Origin of the sequence: Escherichia sp. Marseille-Q3837 (assembly GCF_916618735.1) — a bacterium.
GTDB lineage: Bacteria > Pseudomonadota > Gammaproteobacteria > Enterobacterales > Enterobacteriaceae > Escherichia > Escherichia ruysiae.
Genome location: NZ_CAKAKC010000001.1, coordinates 2016372 through 2042383, shown reverse-complemented (window position 1 = coordinate 2042383; position 26012 = coordinate 2016372). Strand labels below are relative to the sequence as shown.

General features: G+C 54.2%; 26 protein-coding genes. 12 read left to right on the top strand and 14 right to left on the bottom strand.

What is annotated here, in order from left to right; all coding sequences use genetic code 11:
• Positions 1-160: 160 nt before the first annotated feature.
• The 7 genes from srlA (at position 161) to gutQ (ending at position 5109) form a co-directional block, all read left to right on the top strand.
• Positions 161-724 carry a PTS glucitol/sorbitol transporter subunit IIC gene (gene srlA, locus LG381_RS09515; RefSeq protein WP_000573313.1) on the top strand — a complete coding sequence of 188 codons (564 nt, stop codon included), beginning with the start codon at positions 161-163 and terminating at the stop codon, positions 722-724.
• A complete protein-coding gene (gene srlE, locus LG381_RS09510) occupies positions 721-1680 on the top strand; it encodes a PTS glucitol/sorbitol transporter subunit IIB (protein ID WP_000196924.1) in 960 nt (319 codons plus the stop codon). Before srlA ends, srlE begins: the two co-directional genes overlap by 4 nt.
• Before the next feature lie 10 nt (positions 1681-1690).
• Positions 1691-2062: a PTS glucitol/sorbitol transporter subunit IIA gene (gene srlB, locus LG381_RS09505; RefSeq protein ID WP_000216196.1), complete on the top strand. Its 372-nt coding sequence runs from the start codon at positions 1691-1693 to the stop codon at positions 2060-2062.
• Between the two features lie 4 nt (positions 2063-2066).
• Positions 2067-2846: a sorbitol-6-phosphate dehydrogenase gene (gene srlD / locus LG381_RS09500; protein ID WP_032226046.1), complete on the top strand. Its 780-nt coding sequence runs from the start codon at positions 2067-2069 to the stop codon at positions 2844-2846.
• 105 nt (positions 2847-2951) lie between these two features.
• Positions 2952-3311 (top strand): transcriptional regulator GutM, encoded by a 360-nt coding sequence (gene gutM / locus LG381_RS09495; RefSeq protein WP_000252899.1) that lies wholly within the window; start codon positions 2952-2954, stop codon positions 3309-3311.
• Between the two features lie 66 nt (positions 3312-3377).
• Positions 3378-4151 carry a glucitol operon DNA-binding transcriptional repressor SrlR gene (srlR, locus tag LG381_RS09490; protein ID WP_000804555.1) on the top strand — a complete coding sequence of 258 codons (774 nt, stop codon included), beginning with the start codon at positions 3378-3380 and terminating at the stop codon, positions 4149-4151.
• Positions 4144-5109: an arabinose-5-phosphate isomerase GutQ gene (gene gutQ, locus LG381_RS09485; protein ID WP_225762336.1), complete on the top strand. Its 966-nt coding sequence runs from the start codon at positions 4144-4146 to the stop codon at positions 5107-5109. Before srlR ends, gutQ begins: the two co-directional genes overlap by 8 nt.
• On the opposite strand, the gene norR is transcribed toward gutQ, so the two are convergent.
• The gene (gene norR / locus LG381_RS09480) at positions 5106-6620 is read right to left on the bottom strand and encodes a nitric oxide reductase transcriptional regulator NorR (RefSeq protein WP_225762335.1); all 1515 of its coding nucleotides are present in this window, start codon (positions 6618-6620) and stop codon (positions 5106-5108) included. The two genes, gutQ and norR, sit on opposite strands and share 4 nt — an antisense overlap.
• Positions 6621-6806: 186 nt before the next feature.
• Here norR and norV point away from each other — a divergent pair, with 186 nt between their 5' ends.
• Both norV and norW read left to right on the top strand, forming a co-directional pair.
• Positions 6807-8246, top strand: coding sequence for an anaerobic nitric oxide reductase flavorubredoxin (norV, locus tag LG381_RS09475; RefSeq protein ID WP_000029630.1), 1440 nt, complete (start codon positions 6807-6809; stop codon positions 8244-8246).
• Positions 8243-9376 carry an NADH:flavorubredoxin reductase NorW gene (gene norW / locus LG381_RS09470; RefSeq protein WP_225762334.1) on the top strand — a complete coding sequence of 378 codons (1134 nt, stop codon included), beginning with the start codon at positions 8243-8245 and terminating at the stop codon, positions 9374-9376. Before norV ends, norW begins: the two co-directional genes overlap by 4 nt.
• A 79-nt stretch (positions 9377-9455) precedes the next feature.
• Here the strand turns inward: norW and hypF are convergent, their stop codons facing one another.
• The 3 genes from hypF to ascG all read right to left on the bottom strand — a co-directional run bounded on the left by hypF (position 9456) and on the right by ascG (position 13535).
• The gene (hypF, locus tag LG381_RS09465; RefSeq protein ID WP_225762333.1) at positions 9456-11696 is read right to left on the bottom strand and encodes a carbamoyltransferase HypF; all 2241 of its coding nucleotides are present in this window, start codon (positions 11694-11696) and stop codon (positions 9456-9458) included.
• Between the two features lie 152 nt (positions 11697-11848).
• Positions 11849-12376 carry an electron transport protein HydN gene (gene hydN / locus LG381_RS09460; protein ID WP_001078777.1) on the bottom strand — a complete coding sequence of 176 codons (528 nt, stop codon included), beginning with the start codon at positions 12374-12376 and terminating at the stop codon, positions 11849-11851.
• 148 nt (positions 12377-12524) lie between these two features.
• Positions 12525-13535, bottom strand: a complete 1011-nt coding sequence (gene ascG / locus LG381_RS09455) for a DNA-binding transcriptional regulator AscG (RefSeq protein ID WP_225762332.1) — start codon at positions 13533-13535, stop codon at positions 12525-12527.
• 259 nt (positions 13536-13794) lie between these two features.
• On the opposite strand from ascG, the gene ascF reads away from it, so the two are divergent.
• Both ascF and ascB read left to right on the top strand, forming a co-directional pair.
• Positions 13795-15252 (top strand): PTS cellobiose/arbutin/salicin transporter subunit IIBC, encoded by a 1458-nt coding sequence (gene ascF, locus LG381_RS09450; RefSeq protein WP_225762331.1) that lies wholly within the window; start codon positions 13795-13797, stop codon positions 15250-15252.
• Positions 15253-15260: 8 nt separating this feature from the next.
• Positions 15261-16685 carry a 6-phospho-beta-glucosidase AscB gene (gene ascB / locus LG381_RS09445; RefSeq protein WP_225762330.1) on the top strand — a complete coding sequence of 475 codons (1425 nt, stop codon included), beginning with the start codon at positions 15261-15263 and terminating at the stop codon, positions 16683-16685.
• Positions 16686-16788: 103 nt separating this feature from the next.
• Here ascB and LG381_RS09440 read toward each other — a convergent pair whose 3' ends face one another.
• From LG381_RS09440 to hycA, 10 genes are all read right to left on the bottom strand, one after another.
• Complete coding sequence (locus LG381_RS09440; protein ID WP_222680457.1) at positions 16789-17544, bottom strand: hypothetical protein; 756 nt, start codon at positions 17542-17544, stop codon at positions 16789-16791.
• Positions 17545-17586: 42 nt separating this feature from the next.
• Positions 17587-18057 carry a hydrogenase maturation peptidase HycI gene (gene hycI, locus LG381_RS09435; protein ID WP_032226059.1) on the bottom strand — a complete coding sequence of 157 codons (471 nt, stop codon included), beginning with the start codon at positions 18055-18057 and terminating at the stop codon, positions 17587-17589.
• A complete protein-coding gene (gene hycH / locus LG381_RS09430) occupies positions 18050-18460 on the bottom strand; it encodes a formate hydrogenlyase assembly protein HycH (protein ID WP_001291922.1) in 411 nt (136 codons plus the stop codon). The genes hycI and hycH overlap by 8 nt, the downstream gene beginning before the upstream one ends.
• The gene (gene hycG, locus LG381_RS09425) at positions 18457-19224 is read right to left on the bottom strand and encodes a formate hydrogenlyase subunit HycG (protein WP_000067387.1); all 768 of its coding nucleotides are present in this window, start codon (positions 19222-19224) and stop codon (positions 18457-18459) included. The genes hycH and hycG overlap by 4 nt, the downstream gene beginning before the upstream one ends.
• Positions 19224-19766, bottom strand: coding sequence for a formate hydrogenlyase subunit HycF (gene hycF, locus LG381_RS09420; RefSeq protein ID WP_000493799.1), 543 nt, complete (start codon positions 19764-19766; stop codon positions 19224-19226). The genes hycG and hycF overlap by 1 nt, the downstream gene beginning before the upstream one ends.
• Before the next feature lie 9 nt (positions 19767-19775).
• Positions 19776-21485: a formate hydrogenlyase subunit HycE gene (hycE, locus tag LG381_RS09415; RefSeq protein ID WP_001288118.1), complete on the bottom strand. Its 1710-nt coding sequence runs from the start codon at positions 21483-21485 to the stop codon at positions 19776-19778.
• A gap of 17 nt (positions 21486-21502) precedes the next feature.
• Complete coding sequence (gene hycD, locus LG381_RS09410; RefSeq protein ID WP_000115224.1) at positions 21503-22426, bottom strand: formate hydrogenlyase subunit HycD; 924 nt, start codon at positions 22424-22426, stop codon at positions 21503-21505.
• Positions 22427-22428: 2 nt separating this feature from the next.
• Complete coding sequence (gene hycC, locus LG381_RS09405) at positions 22429-24255, bottom strand: formate hydrogenlyase subunit 3 (RefSeq protein WP_225762329.1); 1827 nt, start codon at positions 24253-24255, stop codon at positions 22429-22431.
• Positions 24252-24863, bottom strand: coding sequence for a formate hydrogenlyase subunit HycB (gene hycB / locus LG381_RS09400; RefSeq protein WP_001079186.1), 612 nt, complete (start codon positions 24861-24863; stop codon positions 24252-24254). Before hycB ends, hycC begins: the two co-directional genes overlap by 4 nt.
• A gap of 124 nt (positions 24864-24987) precedes the next feature.
• On the bottom strand, positions 24988-25449 hold the full coding sequence (gene hycA / locus LG381_RS09395) for a formate hydrogenlyase regulator HycA (RefSeq protein WP_000158052.1): 462 nt from the start codon (positions 25447-25449) through the stop codon (positions 24988-24990).
• 212 nt (positions 25450-25661) lie between these two features.
• On the opposite strand from hycA, the gene hypA reads away from it, so the two are divergent.
• Positions 25662-26012, top strand: coding sequence for a hydrogenase maturation nickel metallochaperone HypA (gene hypA, locus LG381_RS09390; protein ID WP_001516945.1), 351 nt, complete (start codon positions 25662-25664; stop codon positions 26010-26012).

The window sequence follows — 26012 nt, the reverse complement described above, 5'->3', positions numbered from 1 at the left end:
CATAACACAAATCACCTTCATCGCCATTCTCTTAACTAAACTTTCAAATTAAAATATTTATCTTTCATTTTGCGATCAAAATAACACTTTTAAATCTTTCAATCTGATTAGATTGTGTTGCCGTTTGGTAATAAAACAATAAATTTCAAAGGAGAGAACAATGATAGAAACCATTACTCATGGCGCAGAGTGGTTCATCGGGCTGTTCCAGAAAGGTGGAGAGGTGTTTACCGGGATGGTGACCGGCATTCTTCCGCTGTTGATAAGCCTGCTGGTAATCATGAACGCGCTGATTAATTTTATCGGGCAGCACCGCATTGAACGATTTGCTCAACGTTGCGCCGGCAATCCTGTTTCTCGTTACCTGCTATTACCGTGCATTGGCACGTTTGTCTTTTGTAACCCGATGACCTTAAGTCTGGGTCGTTTTATGCCGGAAAAGTTCAAACCCAGCTATTACGCGGCGGCCTCTTATAGCTGCCACTCAATGAACGGTCTCTTCCCTCATATCAACCCCGGCGAACTGTTTGTTTATCTGGGAATTGCCAGCGGTCTGACGACGCTGAATCTGCCACTTGGCCCACTGGCAGTGAGCTACCTGCTGGTTGGTCTGGTCACCAACTTCTTCCGTGGCTGGGTGACCGACCTGACCACCGCCATTTTTGAGAAAAAGATGGGCATTCAACTTGAACAGAAAGTTCACCTGGCAGGAGCGGCATCATGACGCGTATTCGGATCGAAAAAGGCAATGGTGGCTGGGGTGGCCCGCTTGAACTGGAAGCCACGCCAGGTAAAAAAATCGTCTATATCACCGCCGGAACCCGGCCTGCAATTGTCGACAAACTGGCACAGCTTACTGGCTGGCAGGCTATCGACGGCTTTAAAGAAGGTGAACCTGCGGAAGCGGAAATCGGCGTTGCGGTAATCGACTGCGGCGGCACACTGCGCTGCGGCATCTATCCAAAACGGCATATTCCCACCATTAATATCCACTCGACGGGCAAGTCCGGTCCGCTGGCGCAGTACATAGTGGAAGATATTTATGTCTCTGGCGTGAAAGAAGAAAACATCACTGTAGTGGGTGATGCAACACCGCAACCCTCTTCCGTTGGCCGTGACTATGATGCCAGCAAGAAAATCACCGAACAAAGCGATGGTTTACTGGCGAAGGTGGGAATGGGCATGGGGTCTGCCGTTGCCGTGTTGTTCCAGTCCGGGCGCGACACTATCGATACCGTATTAAAAACCATTCTGCCGTTTATGGCGTTCGTCTCGGCGCTCATCGGCATCATTATGGCTTCCGGCCTTGGTGACTGGATTGCTCACGGTCTTGCTCCGCTGGCGAGCCATCCACTGGGGCTGGTTATGCTGGCGCTCATCTGCTCCTTCCCGCTGCTTTCGCCTTTCCTTGGGCCTGGCGCCGTTATCGCGCAGGTTATCGGCGTATTGATTGGTGTGCAGATTGGTCTCGGCAATATTCCGCCGCATCTGGCTTTACCGGCGCTGTTTGCCATCAACGCGCAGGCGGCCTGCGACTTTATCCCGGTCGGTTTATCGCTGGCGGAAGCCCGTCAGGACACGGTTCGCGTCGGGGTTCCTTCTGTACTGGTGAGCCGCTTTTTGACCGGCGCACCGACTGTACTGATCGCCTGGTTTGTCTCCGGTTTTATCTATCAATAGAGGCTGAAACATGACCGTTATTTATCAGACCACCATCACCCGTATCGGCGCGAGCGCCACTGACGCCTTCAGCGACCAGATGCTCATCACCTTTCGTGAAGGCGCACCTGCGGATCTCGAAGAGTATTGCTTCATCCATTGCCACGGCGAATTGAAAGGTGAACTCCATCCCGGTTTGCAATTTTCTCTCGGCCAGCATCGTTATCCGGTGACCGCCGTTGGCAGCGTGGCGGAAGACAATCTTCGCGAACTGGGTCATGTCACCCTGCGCTTCGATGGTTTAAGCGAAGCGGAATTTCCGGGCACTGTCCATGTGGCAGGCCCTGTACCCGACGATATCGTACCGGGATCGGTTTTGAAGTTTGAATCTGTTAAGGAGTAAAAAAATGAATCAGGTTGCCGTTGTCATCGGTGGTGGGCAAACCCTGGGCGCGTTCCTGTGCCACGGTCTGGCTGGCGAGGGGTATCGCGTAGCGGTTGTCGATATTCAGAGCGACAAAGCCGCAAATGTGGCGCAAGAAATTAACGCCGAATATGGTGAGGGAACGGCGTACGGTTTTGGTGCTGACGCCACCAGCGAGCAGAGCGTTCTGGCGCTCTCTCGTGGGATAGATGAAATCTTTGGTCGCGTCGATTTACTGGTCTACAGCGCCGGAATTGCAAAAGCAGCGTTTATCAGCGATTTTCAGCTTGGCGATTTTGACCGCTCGCTACAGGTGAATCTGGTGGGTTATTTCCTGTGCGCGCGTGAATTTTCGCGTTTGATGATCCGCGACGGGATTCAGGGACGCATTATTCAGATCAACTCGAAATCCGGCAAAGTGGGCAGCAAACACAACTCTGGCTATAGCGCAGCGAAATTTGGTGGCGTCGGGCTGACTCAATCACTGGCGCTGGATCTGGCGGAGTACGGCATTACGGTGCATTCACTGATGCTCGGTAACCTGCTGAAATCGCCGATGTTCCAGTCACTGTTGCCACAATACGCGACCAAGCTGGGTATCAAACCGGATCAAGTCGAGCAGTATTACATCGATAAAGTACCGCTCAAACGCGGCTGCGATTATCAGGATGTGCTGAATATGCTGCTGTTCTACGCCAGTCCAAAGGCGTCGTACTGCACCGGACAGTCGATCAATGTCACCGGTGGTCAGGTGATGTTCTGATCAACAGCGGAGATCCGTTAAGGATCTCCGCGAGACTAATAGAATGCCTGATGCGCTACGCTTCTCAGGCCTACAGGACTTCCGCCACTACATTAAGGAGAAGTTATGGTATCCGCACTCATCACCGTCGCCGTTATCGCCTGGTGCGCGCAACTGGCCTTAGGCGGTTGGCAAATTTCTCGTTTTAATCGAGCCTTCGACGCGCTCTGCCAGCAAGGGCGCGTCGGTGTAGGCCGTTCCAGTGGGCGCTTTAAGCCACGGGTCGTGGTCGCCATCGCCCTGGACGATCAGCAGCGCGTCACCGACACCTTGTTTATGAAAGGACTGACCGTTTTCGCCCGACCACAAAAAATTCCCGCAATTAAGGGTATGTATTCTGGTGATTTGAGGCCCGATGTGATCTTTCCCCGTGATCCACTATCACAGAATGCTCTATCATTGGCACTTAAACTGAAACGTGGATAATTTCGTTGTGAATGTTACTTGCTTGCGAAGTTATCATTTTGAAACCTAAATCAGGTAATCACGCCCATGAAACCTCGTCAGCGTCAGGCCGCCATTCTGGAGTATCTGCAAAAGCAGGGTAAATGCTCGGTTGAAGAATTGGCGCAATACTTTGACACCACAGGCACCACCATTCGCAAAGATCTGGTTATTCTGGAACATGCAGGAACCGTCATCCGTACCTATGGCGGCGTGGTGTTAAATAAAGAGGAATCCGATCCGCCTATCGATCATAAAACGCTCATCAACACCCACAAGAAAGAGCTGATTGCGGAAGCCGCCGTCAGTTTTATTCATGATGGCGATTCGATCATTCTTGATGCTGGCAGTACCGTGTTGCAGATGGTTCCCATGCTCTCGCGCTTTAATAACATCACGGTGATGACCAACAGCCTGCATATCGTCAACGCGCTATCCGAACTGGATAACGAACAAACCATCCTGATGCCAGGCGGAACATTTCGCAAAAAATCGGCCTCATTTCACGGGCAACTGGCAGAGAATGCCTTCGAGCATTTCACCTTCGATAAATTATTTATGGGCACCGACGGCATCGATCTCAATGCGGGCGTAACCACGTTCAACGAGGTCTATACCGTCAGTAAGGCAATGTGCAATGCCGCGCGCGAAGTGATTTTGATGGCTGACTCATCGAAGTTTGGCCGTAAAAGCCCCAACGTAGTTTGCAGTCTTGAAAGCGTCGATAAGCTGATTACCGACGCAGGTATCGATCCGGCGTTTCGTCAGGCGCTGGAAGAGAAAGGGATCGACGTGATCATTACCGGAGAAAGCAATGAGTGAAGCACTACTAAACGCAGGGCGTCAGACGTTAACCCTGGAGTTGCAGGAAGCAAGCCGTTTACCGGAACGTCTGGGCGATGATTTTGTTCGCGCCGCCAATATCATCCTGCACTGCGAAGGCAAAGTGGTGGTTTCGGGAATTGGCAAATCGGGCCACATTGGCAAAAAGATCGCCGCAACGCTTGCCAGTACCGGCACACCGGCTTTTTTTGTCCATCCCGCAGAAGCACTGCACGGCGATCTGGGGATGATTGAAAGCCGCGATGTGATGCTGTTTATCTCTTACTCCGGTGGCGCGAAGGAACTGGATCTGATTATTCCGCGTCTGGAAGACAAATCTATCGCGCTGCTGGCGATGACCGGCAAACCGACGTCACCGCTGGGCCTGGCGGCAAAAGCGGTGCTGGATATTTCCGTCGAACGCGAAGCCTGCCCGATGCACCTTGCGCCGACCTCCAGCACTGTGAATACCCTGATGATGGGTGACGCACTGGCGATGGCAGTCATGCAGGCGCGCGGTTTTAATGAAGAAGATTTTGCCCGCTCCCACCCTGCCGGCGCGCTGGGCGCTCGCTTGCTGAATAAAGTACATCATCTGATGCGCCGTGATGACGCCATCCCGCAGGTGGCGTTAACCGCCAGCGTGATGGATGCAATGCTGGAACTCAGCCGCACCGGTCTGGGGCTGGTGGCAGTATGTGACGCTCAACAACAGGTACAAGGCGTCTTTACCGACGGTGATTTACGTCGCTGGCTGGTTGGCGGCGGCGCACTCACCACGCCGGTTAATGAAGCGATGACGGCAGGCGGCACCACATTACAGGCGCAAAGTCGCGCCATCGACGCTAAAGAGATCCTGATGAAGCGCAAAATCACCGCCGCACCGGTGGTGGATGAAAACGGCAAACTCACCGGCGCGATTAACCTGCAGGATTTCTATCAGGCCGGGATTATTTAATCCTTCAACCCCAGACGTTTCGCCAGCCGATGCAGGTTGGCGACGTCGGTTTCCAGCATCCGCGCGCAGGCGGCCCAGTTGTGATGATTTTGTGCCAGTACCTGGCGAATGGTTTCACGCTGGAACGCTTCTGTCGCTTCACGCAGGTTTTGCTTAACAACGGGCACCGCTGCCACTTCTGGCGGCGGCACCGTCACTTCTGGAAAAGCAAAATGTTGCGCCTCGAGAATCACTTCATCGCCGCTGCGGGTCGCTCTCGCCAGCACTACCGCCCGATGAATAGCATGTTCCAGTTCGCGCACGTTCCCCGGAAAACTGTAGTGTTGCAGTAAATTTCGCGCACTGGCGCTTAATACCACGCGGGAAAGCCCCAGCCGCAGGCGGCACTGCTCGCAGAAATACCCCGCCAGCAGAATGACGTCATCGCCCCGCTCACGCAGCGGCGGCACCGCAAGCGGAAACACGCTCAGGCGATGGAACAAATCGGCGCGGAATCGCCCTGCCAGCACCTCTTCACGCAAGTCGCGATTAGTCGCCGCCAGCACGCGCACATCGACCCGCAAACTGCGGTCATCGCCAACGCGCTGAATATCGCCATACTGCAACACCCGCAGCAGCTTGGCCTGCAATGCCAACGACAACTCGCCGATCTCATCCAGAAACAGCGTGCCGTTATCCGCCATTTCAAACTTCCCGCTGCGGTTACTGATAGCGCCAGTAAACGCCCCTTTCACATGCCCGAACAGTTCACTTTCCGCCACACTTTCCGGCAGTGCGGCACAGTTGAGATAGACCAGCGGATTCACCGCCCGTGGCGAGGCTTCATGAATCGCTTTCGCCACCAGCTCCTTACCGGTTCCCGTCTCACCGCTGATCAGGACGTTGAGATCGGACGCCGCCACAATCTCAATCTCTTTTTTCAATTGCGTCATGCCTGGGGACAAGCCAATCATCTGCGTCTGTTTCACCGCTTCAAACGGCGCGGCATCGCCCGGCAGCATATTCTGGCTTTCCAGTTGTTCAATCAGCAACGCATTACTTAACGCCCCAGCCGCCAGCGCAGCAATCAGCCGTAGCTCTTCATCGCTGAAAACATCGAACTGATCGGGCTGCATCCCGTCGAGCGTCAGTGCGCCGATCAGGTTTTGCCCGGCAAACAACGGCAGACCAACGCAGGCGTGAACCTTCAGTCTCTCCTGCCCGGGAATCAAACCGTCATAGGGATCGGGCAATTCGCTGTCTGCGGGAAAGCGCACCACGTCCCCAGCGCGGGCAATCGCTTCCAGCCGAGGATGCCCTTCCAGCGCAAAGCGTCTACCGAGTACATCCTTCGCCAGCCCGTCGATGGCAAGCGGAATAAACTGCCGCGAGTCGTAACGTAGCAACGCAGACGCATCGCACTCCAGCACCTGACGCAGCGTGGTGATCAGGCGCTGAAAACGATCCTGATGACCAATCCCACGCTGCAATTCGATGGCGATATTCGCCAGCACATCAACGGAAAAACTCATCTTTGCCTCACTGTCAATTTGACTATTGATATTGTCATATTGACCATTTTATTGATAGTCATTTTGACTACTCACTAATGAGCATAAATTAATTTATACATTAAAAACAATCAGATAAAAAACTGGCACGCAATCTGCAATTAACAAGGCATCTTTTTAGAACACGCTGAATAAATTGAGGTTGCTATGTCTATTGTGGTGAAAAATAACATTCATTGGGTGGGTCAACGTGACTGGGAAGTACGTGATTTTCACGGCACGGAATATAAAACGCTGCGCGGCAGCAGCTACAACAGCTACCTCATCCGCGAAGAAAAAAACGTGCTGATCGACACCGTCGACCATAAATTCAGCCGCGAATTTGTGCAGAACCTACGTAATGAAATCGATCTGGCGGATATCGATTACATCGTGATTAACCATGCAGAAGAGGACCACGCCGGGGCGCTGACTGAACTGATGGCGCAAATTCCCGATACGCCGATCTACTGTACAGCCAACGCTATCGACTCGATAAATGGTCATCACCATCATCCGGAGTGGAATTTTAATGTGGTGAAAACTGGCGACACGCTGGATATCGGCAACGGCAAACAGCTCATTTTTGTCGAAACGCCAATGCTGCACTGGCCGGACAGCATGATGACTTACCTGACTGGCGACGCGGTGCTGTTCAGTAACGATGCTTTCGGTCAGCACTACTGCGACGAGCATCTGTTCAACGATGAAGTGGATCAGACGGAGCTTTTCGAGCAGTGCCAGCGTTACTACGCCAATATCCTGACGCCGTTCAGCCGCCTGGTAACGCCGAAAATTACCGAGATCCTGGGCTTTAACTTACCAGTCGATATGATAGCGACCTCTCACGGCGTGGTATGGCGCGATAACCCGACGCAAATTGTCGAGCTGTACCTGAAATGGGCGGCGGATTATCAGGAAGACAGAATCACCATTTTCTACGACACCATGTCGAATAATACCCGCATGATGGCTGACGCTATCGCCCAAGGGATCGCGGAAACCGACCCGCGCGTAGCGGTGAAAATTTTCAACGTCGCCCGAAGCGATAAAAACGAAATCCTGACCAATGTCTTCCGCTCAAAAGGCGTGCTGGTCGGCACTTCGACGATGAATAACGTGATGATGCCGAAAATCGCCGGGCTGGTGGAGGAGATGACCGGATTACGCTTCCGTAACAAACGCGCCAGTGCTTTCGGCTCTCACGGCTGGAGCGGCGGTGCGGTGGATCGTCTTTCCACGCGCCTGCAGGATGCAGGTTTCGAAATGTCGCTTAGCCTGAAAGCCAAATGGCGACCGGATCAGGACGCTCTGGAGTTATGCCGTGAACACGGTCGTGAAATCGCCCGTCAATGGGCGCTTTCGCCGCTGCCGCAGAACACGGTGAATACGGTGGTTAAAGAAGAAACCTGTGCCACCACGACGGCTGACCTCGGCCCACGGATGCAATGCAGCGTCTGCCAGTGGATTTACGATCCGGCAAAAGGCGAGCCAATGCAGGACGTTGCGCCAGGAACGCCGTGGAGTGAAGTCCCGGATAACTTCCTGTGCCCGGAATGTTCACTCGGCAAAGACGTCTTTGACGAACTGGCATCGGAGGCAAAATGAGCAACGGCATTGTGATCATTGGTTCGGGCTTCGCCGCCCGCCAACTGGTGAAAAATATTCGCAAACAGGACGCCAGTATTCCATTAACCCTGATTGCCGCCGACAGCATGGATGAGTACAACAAACCTGACCTCAGCCATGTGATCAGTCAGGGGCAACGTGCCGACGACCTTACCCGCCAGACGGCAGGTGAATTTGCCGAGCAGTTTAATCTGCGCCTGTTTCCGCACACCTGGGTGACGGATATCGATGCCGAAGCCCATGTGGTGAAAAGTCAGAATAATCAGTGGCAATACGACAAGTTAGTGCTGGCAACCGGTGCCAGCGCCTTTGTCCCGCCAGTGCCCGGGCGTGAGTTAATGCTGACGTTAAATAGTCAGCAAGAGTATCGCGCCTGTGAAACGCAACTGCGGGATGCCCGACGCGTGTTGATTGTCGGCGGTGGTTTGATTGGTAGCGAACTGGCGATGGATTTTTGTCGTGCAGGCAAAGCGGTCACGCTAATCGACAACGCTGCCAGTATTCTGGCATCGTTAATGCCACCGGAAGTAAGCAGCCGCTTGCAGCATCGGTTGACGGAGATGGGCGTCCATCTGCTGTTGAAATCTCAGTTGCAGGGGCTGGAAAAAACGGATTCTGGCATTCGGGCAACGCTGGATCGCCAACGCAGCATCGAAGTAGATGCAGTAATTGCCGCCACCGGACTGCGCCCGGAAACCGCCCTGGCACGACGTGCCGGACTGACGATTAATCGCGGCGTTTGCGTCGATAGTTATCTGCAAACCAGTAATGCCGATATTTACGCGCTGGGCGATTGCGCAGAAATTAACGGTCAGGTACTGCCGTTCCTCCAGCCGATTCAACTTAGCGCGATGGTGCTGGCAAAAAATCTTCTCGGCAATAACACGCCGCTGAAACTACCGGCGATGCTGGTGAAAATCAAAACGCCGGAATTACCGCTGCATCTGGCAGGCGAAACCCAGCGTCAGGATTTACGCTGGCAGATTAATACCGAACGCCAGGGAATTGTGGCGCGCGGCGTTGACGATGCCGACCAGCTTCGCGCCTTTGTGGTCAGTGAGGATCGGATGAAAGAGGCGTTCGGATTGTTGAAAACGTTGCCGATGTAGGGATGATTTTCTCCCTCGCCCAAAGGGGCGAGGGGACTGTTCGTGCTCCTTTTAAGGTTCAGTTACGCCACATCCGCCACTATGCAGCATGCATGATGCGAGCCGCAGCAATAACCCCCTGCCCCAGAGACAACCCGCCATCACCTGCCGGTAAACTCTGTGGAAAGAGCAATGTGAAATCAGCGAGATAATGCGCCAGACGTGCACGCAGCAAACGGTTATGAATAACCCCGCCGCTAAATACCAGCGTAGTGATACCGCGCATCGTGGCCTGCTCACGCATCAACGATGCAAAACCCTGCGCCAGCGCATCATGAAACGCCCACGCACGTTCATTAACCGGTGCCTGCCAGTTCAGCCACTGCTGCCAGAAGGTGGCGAGATCCAGTTGATTATCTACCAACGGCATCGTTACCTGATGCTTCACGCCGTGGCACGAAGCTGCCAGCGCCTCCAGAGCACAAGCCGCTTCGCCTTCATAACTTAATGTGGCTGGCGCACAGTCCAGCGCCGCCGCTACGGCATCGAACAAACGCCCGCACGATGACGCCAGCGGCGCGTTAATTCCACGCTCAATGGCCCGCGCCAGCACGCTCCAGTTTTGCTGTTGCACACTTGCCGTTTCAGGGTAATTCTGCCACTGCGGCACAAAGCGCAGGCACTGCGCCAGCAGGTTACGCCACGGCTGCTTTGCAGCCAAATCGCCCCCCGGAAGCGCCACCGCAGGCAAGCCGCCCAGGTGCTCACATTCGCGATAGTTCACCCGCAGGCACTCGCCGCCCCACAAAGCGCCGTTCTCCCCCATACCGATACCGTCGAGCGTCAACGCAATGACATCACCGCCATCCAGCGGCCAGTGATGTTCTGCCAGACACGCCGCCGCATGGGCATGATGATGCAGCACCGTTTGCGTCGGCAGATTCATCTCACGCGCCCACTGGCTGGAGACATAGCCCGGATGCGCGTCATGTACAACGTATTGCGGGGTGAAATCGTAGATGTTTTGCATCAGGCGTAACGCTTCGCGCCACTGCATCTGAATGCCATCGTCACTTAAATCGCCCAGATGCTGACTCAACACCGCTTGCTCACCGCGCACCAGGCAGAAGGTATTTTTCAGATCCGCACCAAGACACAGCACAGGTGGAACATTTTTAAAGCCCGGAGGCAAAGCCAGCGCATCCGGCACATACCCCCGCGAACGGCGCAGCATTTCGCCGCTTTCGCGCACCACCGAATCATCCATCCGCTGCACGATGTCGCGGTTATGTATCAGGAATCCATCGGCAATGCCCTGCAAATCCTCCAGCGCCTGTTCGTTGCTGATAGCCGGTGGTTTACCGCTCTGGTTGCCGGAGGTCATCACCAGTGGGCATTGCAGTTCCTGTAACAGCAAATGTTGCAGCGGGTTAGCCGGGAGCATTACGCCCACTTCGTTAAGGCCAGGGGCGATATCGTCACAAAGTTCAGGAACGTATTTTTTATCCACCAGCACAATCGGCGCGGCGGGCGTGGTAAGCAACTGACGGGCAGCGTCTGGTAAACCTTCTGCCATTGGCAACATGACCGCCAGCGGTTTCGCCGGGCGATGTTTGCGCGCCCGCAGTGTCGCCACCGCGTTACTGTTACGTGCATCGCAGGCGAGATGAAATCCGCCAATCCCTTTGATGGCGACAATGTTGCCCATTTTTAACTGTGCGATAGCTGCCTGTAATGCCGCCTCTTGTTCCGCATGTTCACCATGACTTACCCATTCAAGATGCGGGCCACACTCCGGGCAGGCTACTGGCTGGGCGTGGAAGCGACGATCGAGCGGGTCACGATACTCTTTGTCACAGGCCGGACATAGCGGAAAAGCCGCCATCACGGTAAACGGGCGGTCGTAAGGCATCGCGCGAATAATGGTGAAACGTGGGCCGCAGTGGGTACAGTTGATAAACGGATAACGATAACGCCGCTCGCCTGGGGTATTCATTTCGGCAAGGCAAGCAGGGCAAGTGGCAGCATCCGGGACAATTTGCGTATTCATGACACCGCCCGCGCTCTGGCGGATAGTGAACTCAGTGGGCAGTTGTGGCCAGATGTACGGCTCACGCTCGACGCTATCAATACGCGCCAGCGGCGGGCAATGCTGATGCAATTGAACAAGAAACGTTTCCGGGTCTTCCAGCAACCGGACTTCCACGCCATCGCCGTCATTACAGACATCGCCGTGAAGATTTAATTGCTGTGCCAGCTGCCAGACAAACGGACGAAAACCGACGCCCTGCACTTTGCCACGAATACGCAGTTGGACACCGCAAGATGTGTTTTTTGCCATTGAGTTATTCCCGCCATCATGAATTGCGTAACCCGCCCAGCCGGACACGAGCGCGTCGCATCCGGCAGTCACAGGTCGGCGATACCGCCCGCTCCGTATTCTACGAATATTTCCGGGAATTCCTTTGATGCCAGAACAGTTCTGTAAGATTTTTAGAACATCAGCGCCGTGCGACGGCGTTTTTCTGCGCTCAGTTGTTCAAGTTTATTACGATCGACACAAATCAGCGCATGGGTCGGGCAAGCCGCCATACACGCCGGGCCGTCTTCACGATGGTTACAGAGGTCGCATTTATTGGCTTCGGCTTTGTCAGCCCGTACATTCAGCCCTGCGCCGCTGTTGCGAATCACCGGACGCACCACCACTTCCATCGCACCATACGGACAAGCCACAACGCAGGTTTTGCAACCAATGCAACGTTCCTGCATCACATGAACAAACCCTTTATCACGGCTGATAGCACCATTCGGGCAGACGTTAGCGCACGGTGCATCTTCACACTGACGGCAGACTGTTGCCGTGGAAATGTTCACACCTTTAATGACATGGATTCGCGGTAAAAAAGTTTCCGGGGTCAGCGATGCACAGTCCTGATTCTCCTGATGAGAAACCACGCACGCCACTTCACAGGTACGGCAACCAATACATTTACTCGCGTCAGCAATGATGAAACGGTTCATCAAATTCTCCAGCAATGACAGTTAATGCGCCGATACATTCACAAATCATGCCAGTTTTTAATTTACTGTTATTTAAAGAAATTAAATTCTGTAATGCAGGAAAAACGATGTCATCGACACTAGTGACGATGACATGTGATGACAATGTTTATCGCGAAAGAGCAATGAGGGAGTCGCGGCGGATCAGTTTTCCGCTGAAGGTTTTCGGCGGTGAGAAATCCCCGCCATCGAGCATAAAAATCAGCCGTCCAATAATTTCCTGAATCATCTCAGTTACCGGAATTTTTACGCTGGAGAGCGCCGGAACGGTGTAGGGGGCAATAGCGATATCATCGAATCCGATAACTGACACCTGCTCTGGCACCGCTACGCCGCGCTCGTGTAACGCTTTCATCGCACCTATCGCCATATCGTCGTTACTGGCAACTAACGCGCTAAATTTAGCCCCACGTGCGAGCAACGTTTCTACCCCTTCGGCCCCGCTGGCGGGCGTCCATTTACCGTTAGCGATAAGTTTTTCATTGAGAGCAATACCATGCTGCGACAGCGCGTCTTTATACCCGGCAAGACGTTCAACGCTGGTGGGGGAATCCATCGAGCCGGTAAGGAAAGCAATCTCCTGATGTCCGGCGTTTATCAACTCTGCCACGGCGTTAAAGCTGGTCTGTTTATGATCGCACCAGACGCTATGGCTGCTATTTTTGCGCAGGCGGCGATTAAGCACCATTATCGGCTGACTGTGTGCATCAATAATGTCATCAATCTCATCCACGCTTAAAAAACGCGGGTAAATCATAATGGCGTCGCAGCGCAGATCCAGCAGATACTGAATCGCCTGGCGCTCTTCTTCGGCGCTATGTTTACCATCAGCCAGCAACAGTTGGCGCCCTTTCTCTTCCGCCATCCGCGCGGCATGAAACAGTAATTCACTAAAATAAATGCCGTGGTAAAGCGTGTTGGTCACTACCAGCCCCAGCGTCTGAGTACTCTTCGCCGACAGATTGCGCGCCAGCAAATTTGGGCGGTAACCGCTCTCTTCTACCGCCTGAAACACGCGATCTTTCGTCTCCTGGCTGACGTAGCCATTACCTGAAAGCACGCGGGAAACGGTCGCTTTTGAAACCCCGGCGCGCTTCGCCACTTCCAGCATTGTCGTCATTGTTTTCATCCCTTTACACGCAGTCATCGCAGTTTACTGCACCGTTTGCTGATTGTCCTTGCGCAATCAGCGGGAAAAATATTCAGGTGACCGGTTTCACAAATATAAAAAATGAACAATTAACTCTCTTGCTTATTAAATGACAACTATTCATGATTTTATGAAACCGGTTTCTTATTTCCGTTTCAGCATCGGCATTTTCCCGTCACGTCGACTGATAACAACTACCTCTACCCTACTGATAACAGGATAAAATCCGATGGCCAAAAATTATGCGGCGCTGGCGCGCTCGGTGATAGCGGCACTGGGCGGCGTTGATAACATCTCGGCGGTCACGCACTGTATGACGCGTTTGCGCTTTGTTATTAAAGATGATGCGCTTATCGACAGCCCGACGTTGAAAACCATCTCCGGCGTACTCGGCGTGGTACGTAGTGACAACCAGTGTCAGGTGATTATCGGCAATACCGTTTCACAAGCCTTTCAGGAAGTCGTCAGCCTGCTGCCGGGAGATATGCAACCCGTCCTGCCCGTGGGTAAACCCAAACTCACGCTACGTCGCATTGGTGCAGGGATCCTTGATGCGCTGATCGGCACTATGTCACCGCTGATCCCGGCGATTATCGGCGGATCGATGGTCAAACTGCTGGCGATGATCCTCGAGATGAGCGGTGTGCTGACAAAAGGATCGCCGACCTTAACCATCCTGAATGTGATTGGTGACGGTGCTTTCTTCTTCCTGCCGCTGATGGTCGCGGCTTCTGCCGCCATCAAATTTAAAACCAATATGTCGCTGGCGATTGCCATCGCGGGTGTACTGGTACATCCGAGTTTCATTGAGCTGATGGCGAAAGCGGCTCAGGGTGAACATGTTGAATTTGCCCTGATTCCGGTCACGGCGGTGAAATACACCTACACGGTGATCCCGGCGCTGGTGATGACCTGGTGCCTGTCATATATCGAACGCTGGGTGGACAGCATTACACCGGCAGTGACGAAAAACTTCCTCAAGCCGATGCTGATTGTGTTGATTGCCGCACCGCTGGCAATCCTGCTGATTGGCCCGATTGGTATCTGGATCGGTAGCGCCATTTCGGCGCTGGTTTACACCATTCATGGTTATCTGGGCTGGCTTTCAGTCGCCATTATGGGCGCGCTGTGGCCGCTGCTGGTAATGACCGGGATGCACCGCGTCTTTACACCAACCATCATTCAGACCATTGCCGAAACCGGAAAAGAAGGGATGGTCATGCCGTCAGAAATCGGCGCTAACCTGTCGCTGGGTGGTTCATCGCTGGCGGTGGCGTGGAAAACGAAAAATCCGGAACTGCGCCAGACGGCACTGGCTGCGGCGGCATCAGCCATTATGGCGGGGATTTCCGAACCGGCGTTATACGGCGTGGCGATCCGCCTGAAACGTCCGCTTATCGCCAGTCTTATCAGCGGTTTTATTTGCGGTGCGGTTGCCGGTATGGCGGGGCTTGCCAGCCACTCAATGGCAGCGCCGGGGCTATTTACCAGCGTGCAGTTCTTCGATCCGGCGAATCCAATGAGCATCGTCTGGGTGTTCGCGGTCATGGCGCTGGCGGTGGTGCTGTCGTTTATCCTCACACTGTTGCTCGGCTTTGAGGATATTCCTGTGGAGGAAGCGGCTGCCGAGGCGCGAAAGCATCAGAGCGTACAACCGACCGTCGCCAAAGAAGTAAGTCTTAATTGAGGATGAAAATGTCTGTATTTCCAGAAGGTTTTTTATGGGGCGGCGCGCTTGCCGCCAACCAGTCTGAAGGTGCGTACCGTGAAGGTGGCAAAGGGCTGACCACGGTCGATATGATCCCACACGGCGATCATCGAATGGCGGTGAAACTGGGGCTGGAAAAACGTTTTCAGTTGCGCGATGACGAGTTTTACCCCAGCCATGAGGCGACGGATTTTTATCATCGGTATAAAGAAGATATCGCCCTGATGGCAGAGATGGGATTCAAGGTTTTCCGTACCTCGATTGCCTGGAGCCGCCTCTTCCCGCAGGGCGATGAACTGACGCCCAACCAGCAGGGCATTGCCTTTTACCGCGCGGTATTTGAAGAGTGTAAAAAGTACGGTATCGAACCGCTGGTCACGTTGTGCCACTTCGATGTGCCGATGCATCTGGTCACCGAATATGGCTCCTGGCGTAACCGCAAGCTGGTGGAGTTTTTCAGCCGCTACGCCAGAACCTGCTTTGAAGCATTTGATGGTCTGGTGAAATACTGGCTAACCTTCAATGAAATCAACATTATGTTGCATAGCCCGTTCTCCGGCGCGGGTCTGGTGTTTGAAGAAGGGGAAAATCAGGATCAGGTGAAATATCAGGCTGCGCATCACCAGCTGGTTGCCAGTGCGTTAGCCACCAAAATCGCCCATGAGGTTAACCCGCAAAATCAGGTGGGCTGTATGCTGGCTGGCGGTAACTTCTACCCTTACAGCTGCAAGCCGGAAGATGTCTGGGCGGCGCTGGAGAAAGACCGGGAAAACCTGTTTTTTATCGATGTGCAGGCGCGGGGCGCGTATCCGGCTTACTCTGCCCGCGTATTCCGCGAAAAAGGGGTAACCATAGATAAAGCGCCTGGCGATGATGAGATCCTGAAAAACACCGTCGATTTTGTCTCTTTCAGCTATTACGCCTCGCGCTGTGCCTCGGCGGAGATGAACGCCAACAACAGCAGTGCGGCGAACGTGGTGAAATCGCTGCGTAACCCGTATCTACAGGTGAGCGACTGGGGCTGGGGTATTGATCCGCTCGGTCTGCGCATCACCATGAACATGATGTACGACCGTTATCAGAAGCCGCTGTTTCTGGTGGAAAACGGCCTCGGCGCAAAAGATGAATTTGCTGCCAATGGTGAGATTAACGATGACTATCGCATCAGCTATTTGCGCGAACATATCCGCGCAATGGGCGAAGCGATTGCAGACGGCATTCCGCTGATGGGCTACACCACCTGGGGCTGTATTGATTTAGTTTCCGCCTCTACGGGTGAAATGAGCAAACGCTACGGTTTTGTCTTTGTTGACCGTGACGACGCAGGCAACGGTACGCTGACGCGCACGCGTAAGAAATCGTTCTGGTGGTATAAAAAAGTGATTGCCAGTAATGGGGAAGATTTAGAGTAAGTAACCGTGTCGGATGCGGCGTGAACGCCTTATCCGGCCTACATGTCGCACGAACTTTGTAGGCTCGATAAGCGCAGCGCATCGGGCAATTTAGCGTTTGCCATCAGTTCTGATTCACCCCATCAAGCATATCCCCCGTTATCAAACAACGCTGCGTCAGCGCCAAATCTTCCGTTTGCGGGTCGCGTCCAGCGATGGGTTTGAGAACGAGTTTACGGTTGGGAGTATAAGTAAAACGCGTGAGTGCGGGATAGCTTAACTTGCCAAACCAGCCATGAACACGCTGCCATTTGGCCTCTTTTACCTGATACAAACTGGTTAGCCAGTAACCGGAATCAAACTGCATATCCAGCAGCTGCGTGTGACCATTGCCTTGCAAATCCAGCAAATCATCAACGCCAGTTTTGCTTACGGTGTAGAATCCCCAGGGTTCAAAGACACAGGGACGACCTTCGCGTGTGAACGTCAACAGGATTAAATGTGCATAAGGAGCCAGACCATTACCGGCACTGGGTAACCAGATAACCAGATCCTGAATGCCGTTACGATCAAGATCGGCGCGATAGAGTTGCCCTTTGCCCGCTATGTTTGCCAGCATACCCACAGGCACTGTCCAGGATTTACCGGCGCGATCTTTTGCGGTTAATTGCCAGTCATCCTCTTCATTTGGCATCTTCTCAAGCGTTACGCCAGCAACGCCCACTTTTCTAAAATGCCAGTTTTGATCGGTAAAATAAGGCATGGTCAGGAGAGGTTTCAGCGCCCACTTTTGTGCGTATTCGCTGTCACTCATCGGCAGATATTCGGTAAAGCTGGTGGCCTGCGCAGGAAGCACTAAGCTCAATAAAAAAGCGCACATCCCTGTCCTGATTTTCAATTCCCTGAATTCCTTAATGAAGAACTACTCTTCTTCCACCGCTAACTGCGCGAACCCGCCGTTCCCTTCCCAGCCTTCCAGCCGTTGATAAACGGTTTCCACCGCATCTTTAATCGGCTGGGTCATCGGGTAGTAAAAGCCGACGATATCCGGCTGGATGCCGAGGAAAATCACTTCGCCAGTGTCTTCTTTTAACTGGTCGATAAGGTAATTCAACGGCATGTTATGGGTAGTCATCATAAACATCTCGGCGATGTCATCCGGGTCGATGATGCGGATCTCGCCGGGGTTTAGCCCCATATCCGTGGCGTCGACAATCAGTAACCGCGTAGGGCGCAGTTCACGGATGGCGACAATGTCATTTTCCGGTGCGCTACCGCCGTCAATCACCACCCAGTTACCTTTCGGCGCGGCGGCGCACTTTTCCGCCAGCAGCGGGCCTGCGCCATCATCGCCCATCATGCTATTACCAACACAGAGTAAAACGTCAGTCACGCAGTCTCCTCACCATCAAATAGATGGCGTTTTCCTGATGAATATCATGCAGCATACTTAACAGCATTGTACTCCATTCCTTCTGCTGCGAAGTTTGCGTTGCCCGGGCTTTATCGAATGCGTTGGCCAGCATCGGCACATGGTTAATGTCGATGACGATCTCGCCATATTTCGGCACGCCTTCCATTTTGCGGCGGGCTTCGCTGCCCGCCTCCAGAGTGGCAATCCATGCCAGATATTCATCCCACGGGCAGGTGAGCGCCGCTTCCAGACAATCGATAACCCCAAGGTGGTGACCAATCGCCAGGCTGTAATAGACCACCTGCTGCGCCTCGGCGGGCGTGGCATCGTTCTCATCAATAAATTTACGGCTCAGTTGACTGAACACCACCTTTTCACTCATCGGATACGCGCCTCTTCAACAACATGATTCAGATGGCTGACAATCTCGTTCAGACGCGGATCGTTTTCCGCTTCCAGCCAGCGAGCAACCTGCTCTTCGCCCTGCCCTAATTGCGTAAGGAAGTCATCGGCAATCTGGCGACCGTAGCGGTAACCCGCCAGGCGACGCGCTTCGCGATCCACTTTCACGCGCAGCGGCTGCACCATATCCGGATGCAGAATCTCTGCCGGTTGCTCATCCAGTTCGCCTGGCTCACGGGCATGGATTTTCTGCTCCAGCAGGCCGAGCGCCATTGCAAAGCCGTACAGCGTGGCGGCAGGCGTTGGCGGGCAACCAGGGATGTAAACATCCACCGGGACGATTTTATCCGTACCGCCCCACACGCAGTAGAGATCGTGGAAAATGCCACCGCTGTTGCCGCAGGCACCGTAAGAGATACAGATTTTAGGGTCCGGCGCGGACTGCCACGCACGTAGCGCAGGGGATCGCATTGCACGGGTGACCGCGCCGGTAAACAGTAAAATATCCGCATGACGCGGGGATGGAACAACTTTAATACCGAAGCGTTCTGCATCGAACAGCGGCGAAAGCGTGGCGAAAATTTCAATTTCGCAGCCGTTGCAGCCACCGCAGTCCACGCGGTAAACGTAGGCAGAACGTTTGATTTTTTTCAGTAACGACGCCTTCATGCTGGCGATGGATTCATCCACCGTCATCGGAACCGGAATGCCGTTGGCGTCACGGGGGCCTAATAAATTGCTCATCAGATGGCCTCTTTCATATGGCGAGTCAGTTCAATACGGTCGGACGGCACCAGGCATTTCTGGCGCTTACATTCCGGGCAAGTCTCAAAGCTTTCGCGGTGGTTTTCCGCGCGGCTGTCACCGTTGTGCTTAAGCAGCGCAATGGCGTAGTCAATCTCTTTCTGGACGGCGAAAGGACGATTGCAGACGCGGCAGTTGCACAGCGCGAAGCGGGACTGTTGCAGGAAGTCTTCTTTCTTCCATACCGCCAGTTCGTACTCTTGCGACAGTTTGATTGCCGCCGTCGGGCAGACTTCTTCACAGCGTCCACAGAAGATGCAGCGCCCAAGATTGAACTGCCACGCCAGCTCACCGGTGGCGAGGTCAGTTTCAACCGTTAAGGCGTTTGACGGGCAGGCATTGACGCAGGCCGCGCAGCCAATGCACTGCTGCGGGTTCTGCTCTGGCTTACCACGGAAGTTTTTATCAACCGCAATCGGCTCCAGCGGATAAGACGAGGTCGCCGTGCCGGTTTTGATGACTTTTTTGATAAAGGTAAACATGGCGATTCCTTATTTCAGCGGCGAGTTTTTACGCTCAATGCTGTAACGCTCGAGTTCTTTGTACGGCACCACTTTGCTCTTCTTCTTACGCACATCGACCACGGTCATGCGGTCGGTACAGGAGTAGCAAGGGTCGAGGCTACCGATAATCAGCGGCGCATCAGAAACGGTGTTGCCGCGCAACATGTAGCGCAGGGTCGGCCAGTTCGCGTAGGTCGCGGCACGACAGCGCCAGCGGTACAGCTTCTGGTTGTCGCCGGTCATGCTCCAGTGGATATCATCGCCACGTGGCGCTTCGGCAAAGCCCAGCGCAAAACGGTGCGGAATGTAGGTGAATCCTTCCACCGCCAGCGGGCCGCCTGGCAGATTGTCCAGGCCGTAGTCGATCATATTGAGCGAGGTAAAGACTTCGTTGATACGCACTTTCAGACGCGAAATAACGTCGCAGCCCTGCTCGCTGTGAACTTCCATCGGCAGCAGGCCATAACCGACAAACGGGTGATCAGCACGGGTATCACGAGCGTGGCCGCTGGCGCGCACCATCGGGCCAACGTTACTGAAATCGCGGGCGATTTCCGGATCCAGACGACCAATGCCGACGGTGCGCTGTTCCATATTTGGCGTACTCAGCAGCACATCCACCAGCTCCTGTACTTCACGACGCATTTGCTGCGCCAGTTGACGGGTCTGGATCATGTCATCTTTCAGCAGATCGCGACGAATCCCGCCGATCAGGTTCAGACCGTAAGTTTTACGCGCCCCGGTGAGGATCTCCGCCATTTTCATGGAAGATTCGCGCACGCGGAAGAACTGCATAAAGCCGGAGTCAAAGCCGGTAAAGTGACAGGCGAGGCCGAGGTTGAGCAGATGCGAGTGCAGGCGTTCCACCTCCAGCAGAATGGCGCGGATCATCTGCGCGCGTTCTGGCACCTGAATACCCATCGCGTTTTCCACCGACGTGGTGTAGGCGGTGCTGTGGGCAAAGCCGCAGATCCCGCAAACACGATCCGACAGGAAGGTCACTTCGTTGTAACCCATACGGGTTTCCGCCAGTTTTTCCATGCCGCGATGGACGTAGAACAGGCGGTAGTCGGCGTCGATAATGTTTTCGCCGTCAACGAACAGGCGGAAGTGACCCGGTTCATCGGAGGTAACGTGCAGTGGGCCAATCGGCACCACGTTGTTTTTCTTATCACCCAGTTCGTTGATGAACTCGTAGGTTTCTGCATCGGTGGTTGGTGCCGGACGTTGACGATAATCCATGCTGTCTTTACGCAACGGGTAGAGTTCATCCGGCCAGTCATCCGGCAGCACCAGACGGCGTTCATCCGGCAGACCAACCGGAATCAAACCGTACATATCGCGCACTTCACGCTCGCCCCAGACCGCCGCCGGAACGCGCGGCGTCACGGACGGATATTCCGGTTTGTTGGCGTCAACTTCGACGCGCACGGTTATCCAGCACTTCGTGCCCTTCTCCATCGACAGCACATAGTAAACGGCATAATGACCATTCAGTTTGCGTTCATCGTTACCAAACAGTACCGACAGCCAGCCACCCTGTTTGTAGTAGAGAAACTCCACCACTTCCGGCAGATAGTTCACCTTTACGGTCACGGTCAGCTGATCTTTGGTCTGCCAGGCGTGATCCAGCACGACGCCCGGAAATGCCTCATTCAGCGCGGCGAGATAATGTTGACCTAATTTTTCTTCAGACATGCTCATACTCTCTTTAATCACGCCGCCAGCAAGGAGACGAACGCTAAAAATGCAAAGCCAAACCCAGCCCAGGTAATGCGCGGAGTAATATCAAGACGCAGACGGGCCATGCTATTTTCGAACAGCGCGATAACCAGTACGCCGACCACCAGTTTGACGATGGCAATCACCAGCGCCAGCAGCAGCCCACCAGCGGTGAAGGTTTCCATTTGTCCCCACGGAATAAACACCCCGACGAACATCTGCAACACCACCAGCTGTTTCAGGCTGATACCCCATTTCATTACGCCAAAGCCGCTGCCGCTGTATTCAGAGAGTGGGCCTTCCTGCAACTCCTGCTCGGCTTCCGCCAGGTCGAACGGCAGTTTGCCCATTTCGATAAAAGTGGCGAACGCACAGGCACAAAGCGCCAGCACCAGCGGGATGCTCTGGCTCAGAGGCCAGTGATAAACGGTGTCGGTGATGTTGCTGATGTTGGTGGAACCGGCAACCTGTGCGGCAACCCACAGACCAAGCAGCAGCATCGGTTCGACCAGCACACCGAGCATCGCTTCACGGCTCGCGCCGATAGCGGTAAACGGGCTACCGGTATCCAGACCGGAAATGGCAAAGAAGAAACGCGCGATGGCGAAGAGATACAGTAAGGTGATCAAATCGCCCAGTTGCGGCAGCGGAGAACCGACGGTCACCACCGGCAGCGCGGTAGCGATAGTCAGCATGACGCCCACCATCACATACGGCGTCAGGCGGAACACCCAGCCGGAGGCATCCGGGCCAACACTCTGACGCCCCAGCAGTTTGATAATGTCGCGATATTCCTGCAATACGCCCGGCCCGCGACGGTTATGCAGACGGGCGCGCGCCACGCGGGTTATACCGGAGAGCAGCGGCGCAACGGCAAATAACACCAGCGCCTGAATTAACGGATATAAAACACTCATTCTCAGGCTCCTCGTGAAACAATAATCACCACCAGCACCGCCAGTTCAACCAGCGCCATCCGGCGGAACAGCAATGCACTACCTTCGCACTGCCAGCCCGGCACCAGCGACACCGGATTCAGCCATTTGCGCAGTTTCAGCACCGGCGCAAACGCCTGTTTAACCGGCATGGCAAAACCGTGAGCGGTAATCACCATTGATTTTTCGTGGTCGTAGCCGCACACCCAGGCTGCGCCACGGGAACGTGACGGCAGACGGTCGCCTTTGCAAATCGCCATAATGATGAATGGCAGCAGCGGGCAGGCAATCAGCAGCAACGTGATCATTGGTTGAGAAACGGTGGTGTTAGCAGGCTCCAGCGGCAGAGGTACAGCTGCTGACAGCATCGGCAGCAGCCACGGCGCAGCAACACCGCCAATCACGCAGCAAATCGCCAGTGCCACTACGCTTACGCTCATCAGGAGCGGCGCACAGGTGGCGTTTTCGGCTTCTTTGGTACGCGGCGCGCCAAGGAACGTAACGCCATAGACTTTCGCCATACACATCACCGCCAGCGCACCGGTAATTGCCAGCCCCACGGCGAGCAGCGGCCCCAGCAGACGGGCAACGAACGTTCCGCTATTGCTCAGTTTGAAGAAGGATTGATAGATAACCCATTCACCGGCAAAACCGTTCAACGGCGGCAGCGCAGCCATTGCCATCAGCCCGACTAACATGGCGATGGAGATAACCGGCATTTTCTTGCCAATGCCGCCGAGTTTTTCGATATCGCGATGACCAGTACGGAACCAGACGCTACCCGCCCCAAGGAACAGTACGCTTTTGAACAGGCTATGATTAAGCAGATGGTACAGGCCACCGACCAGGCCAAGAGCAATCAGCGTCGGTTGTTCGAGCGCGATACCCGTTACGCCAGCCCCCAGCCCCAGCAGGATGATGCCGATATTTTCCAGTGTGTGGTAAGCCAGCAGACGCTGGATGTTGTGCTCCATCAGCGCATACAAACCACCGACGAACGCGGTGATCATGCCGAGCACCAGCAGCGCAATTCCCCACCACAGCGGCGCGTTACCGCCCAGCAGAGACAGGGTTAAAATGCCCAGCAGGCCGATTTTCATTACCACCGTGGAAAACAGCGCGGCAGCAGGCGCAGAAGCGTTAGCATGAGCCTGCGGCACCCAGCCGTGCAGCGGGATAATCCCGGCCAGCAGGCCAAAGCCAATCACGCCGAGCAGCCAGATATCGGAACCGAGCGGCAGCTGTTGCACGCGCATATCCAGCAGGCGCAGATCCAGCGTGCCGTAACGTTGCCAGACCAGCCAGCAGGCAATCGCCAGCAGCAGAGTGCCAAGACGCCCCAGCGCAAACCACAGTTTGCCCTCTTTGCTGTTGCTGGTGAGAAACACCGCGCACAGAGCCATGATTTCGGCCATTACCACGAACATGCCCAGATTGCTGGCAATGACGGCGCACACGGCGGCAACCATCAGCATATTGATCTGCAAACCGTTGCATTTCACCTGCGCGTGGCGATGCCAGTCAATGTTGTAGAGGCTGACAAACAGGCCGCACAGGCCGAGGGTTATCAACCAAATCGCGTTAAGCGGAGAGATTTGCACATCGTAGCTTACCAGTGACAGCGTACCGCTCACGCCGACCGCCCCCGTCAGCACGGTGAAACCTGCTGCTGCTGTGTACACGCTACCAACCGCGCCGCCAATCCCGGCTATCCAGCCACTCAGCGCCTTATGAAAAGAAAAGAGAAATGCCAGAACAGCGGCGGCAACAAACCACGCCACGCCGCTGTTGATCAGGGAAATTGCGCTCATTTAGCCTCTCCACTTTGAGCCTGCTGAAACAAGGTGAGATCGCCAAAGTCCGTATTAAAAGTCAGCTCACGCTTACGTTTGCTGACGCGGGCGATATCGGTGTTATCCACCAGATGCAGAGCTTTGGTTGGGCACATCCGCACGCAAGCTGGACCTTGTTCATCAAAGCTACAAAGATCACATTTGACGGCGATCGCGCGAATGCCCGGCACCCAGTCAAGCAATGTGCTGACACGCGCCGGAGCAGGCGGTGCCGGTGGCGCTTTCGGGGTATTGGCATTTGCCGGAATATCCAGCGGACGGCTGCCGGAAAATTCAATTGCGCCAAACGGGCAGGCGATGCCGCAAAGTTTGCAGCTTACGCACAGACTTTCATTCAACTGCACGGCACCATCAACGCGGGTGATGGCATTAACTGGGCAGACCACCGCACAGGGCGCATCTTCACAGTGGTGACAGAGCTGCGGTGCAGATTCTTTTTCATTTAGCATCACTCGCAGGCGCGGCATGGATTGCAGGCCGTGCTGGCGATGCGTCTCTGAACAGGCGGCCTCACAGGTGTGGCAGCCGATACAGAGCGTGGAGTCAGCAATTACAAAACGATTCACCAGGCATTCCTCAGGTGATTGTCATTTTTGACGAAAACATGCCGATGAAATGTCATTTTCGACACTCATCGACACGCCCATCCCCAAACAGGCATGACGCCTGCAAAACGGGCAAAGCCTCAGCTCATGCTGCCGAGCTTTGTCCCTCTACCAGTTGGCTTAAATTCACCGGGGTATTGTTTTCAATGGCGGTGTATAAGCTGTCGTAAACGCCGGCGATTTTTTCGAGATAGTGTTCCAGCACTTGTTCGCGATTACGGATGTTGACCTTGCCATCAATCATGCCGTCACTGCTCAACTGAGCCAGTGCAATCCGCTGTTTGTCTTCGCCATCTTTCGTTTCGACGTAATACTCGATGGTATGGCTGTTAAAGCCATCCGCCAGGGTGACGTAAATGCGAAAATGTTCAAAAAGAACGAAACAGAGTTCTTTATCTGGCGCGCAGCTCATCGCGTGATGCAAACGCGCTTTTGATAACGTGATCCCCTGAACCAGCGAATTGCAATAGATATGCCACTGGTCCTGTAGGCGACGATGCCGCTGTGCGATGTAATCGGCTTTCTCGCTTATTTCCCAAATAGTCATTGTCAGGTTACCCGTTTAACAGAGATGCCTGCCCTTAAGCATTTTCTGTGCCAATTTTTAATTCATTGATATTTAGGTGATTTTTATGATTCCGCTGAATTTCGACGCCGTGTCGACGTGTCATTTCGACATCATCGACATTATTCACCGCAGGGATAGTCAACACTGGCACAATTATTGCTTATAGCTGGCAATAGTTAATGGGAGGCGATATGCACGAAATAACCCTCTGCCAACGGGCACTGGAATTGATTGAACAACAGGCCGCAAAGCACGGTGCAAAACGCGTAACTGGGGTCTGGCTCAAAATTGGCGCATTTTCTTGTGTCGAAACCAGCTCTCTTGCCTTTTGTTTTGATCTGGTTTGCCGTGGCAGCGTGGCGGAAGGTTGTAAACTGCACCTCGAAGAACAAGAGGCCGAATGCTGGTGTGAAACATGCCAACAGTATGTGACGCTACTGACCCAGCGCGTCCGCCGCTGCCCACAGTGTCATGGCGACATGCTGCGCATTGTGGCAGACGACGGTTTACAGATTCGGCGGATAGAAATAGACCAGGAGTGA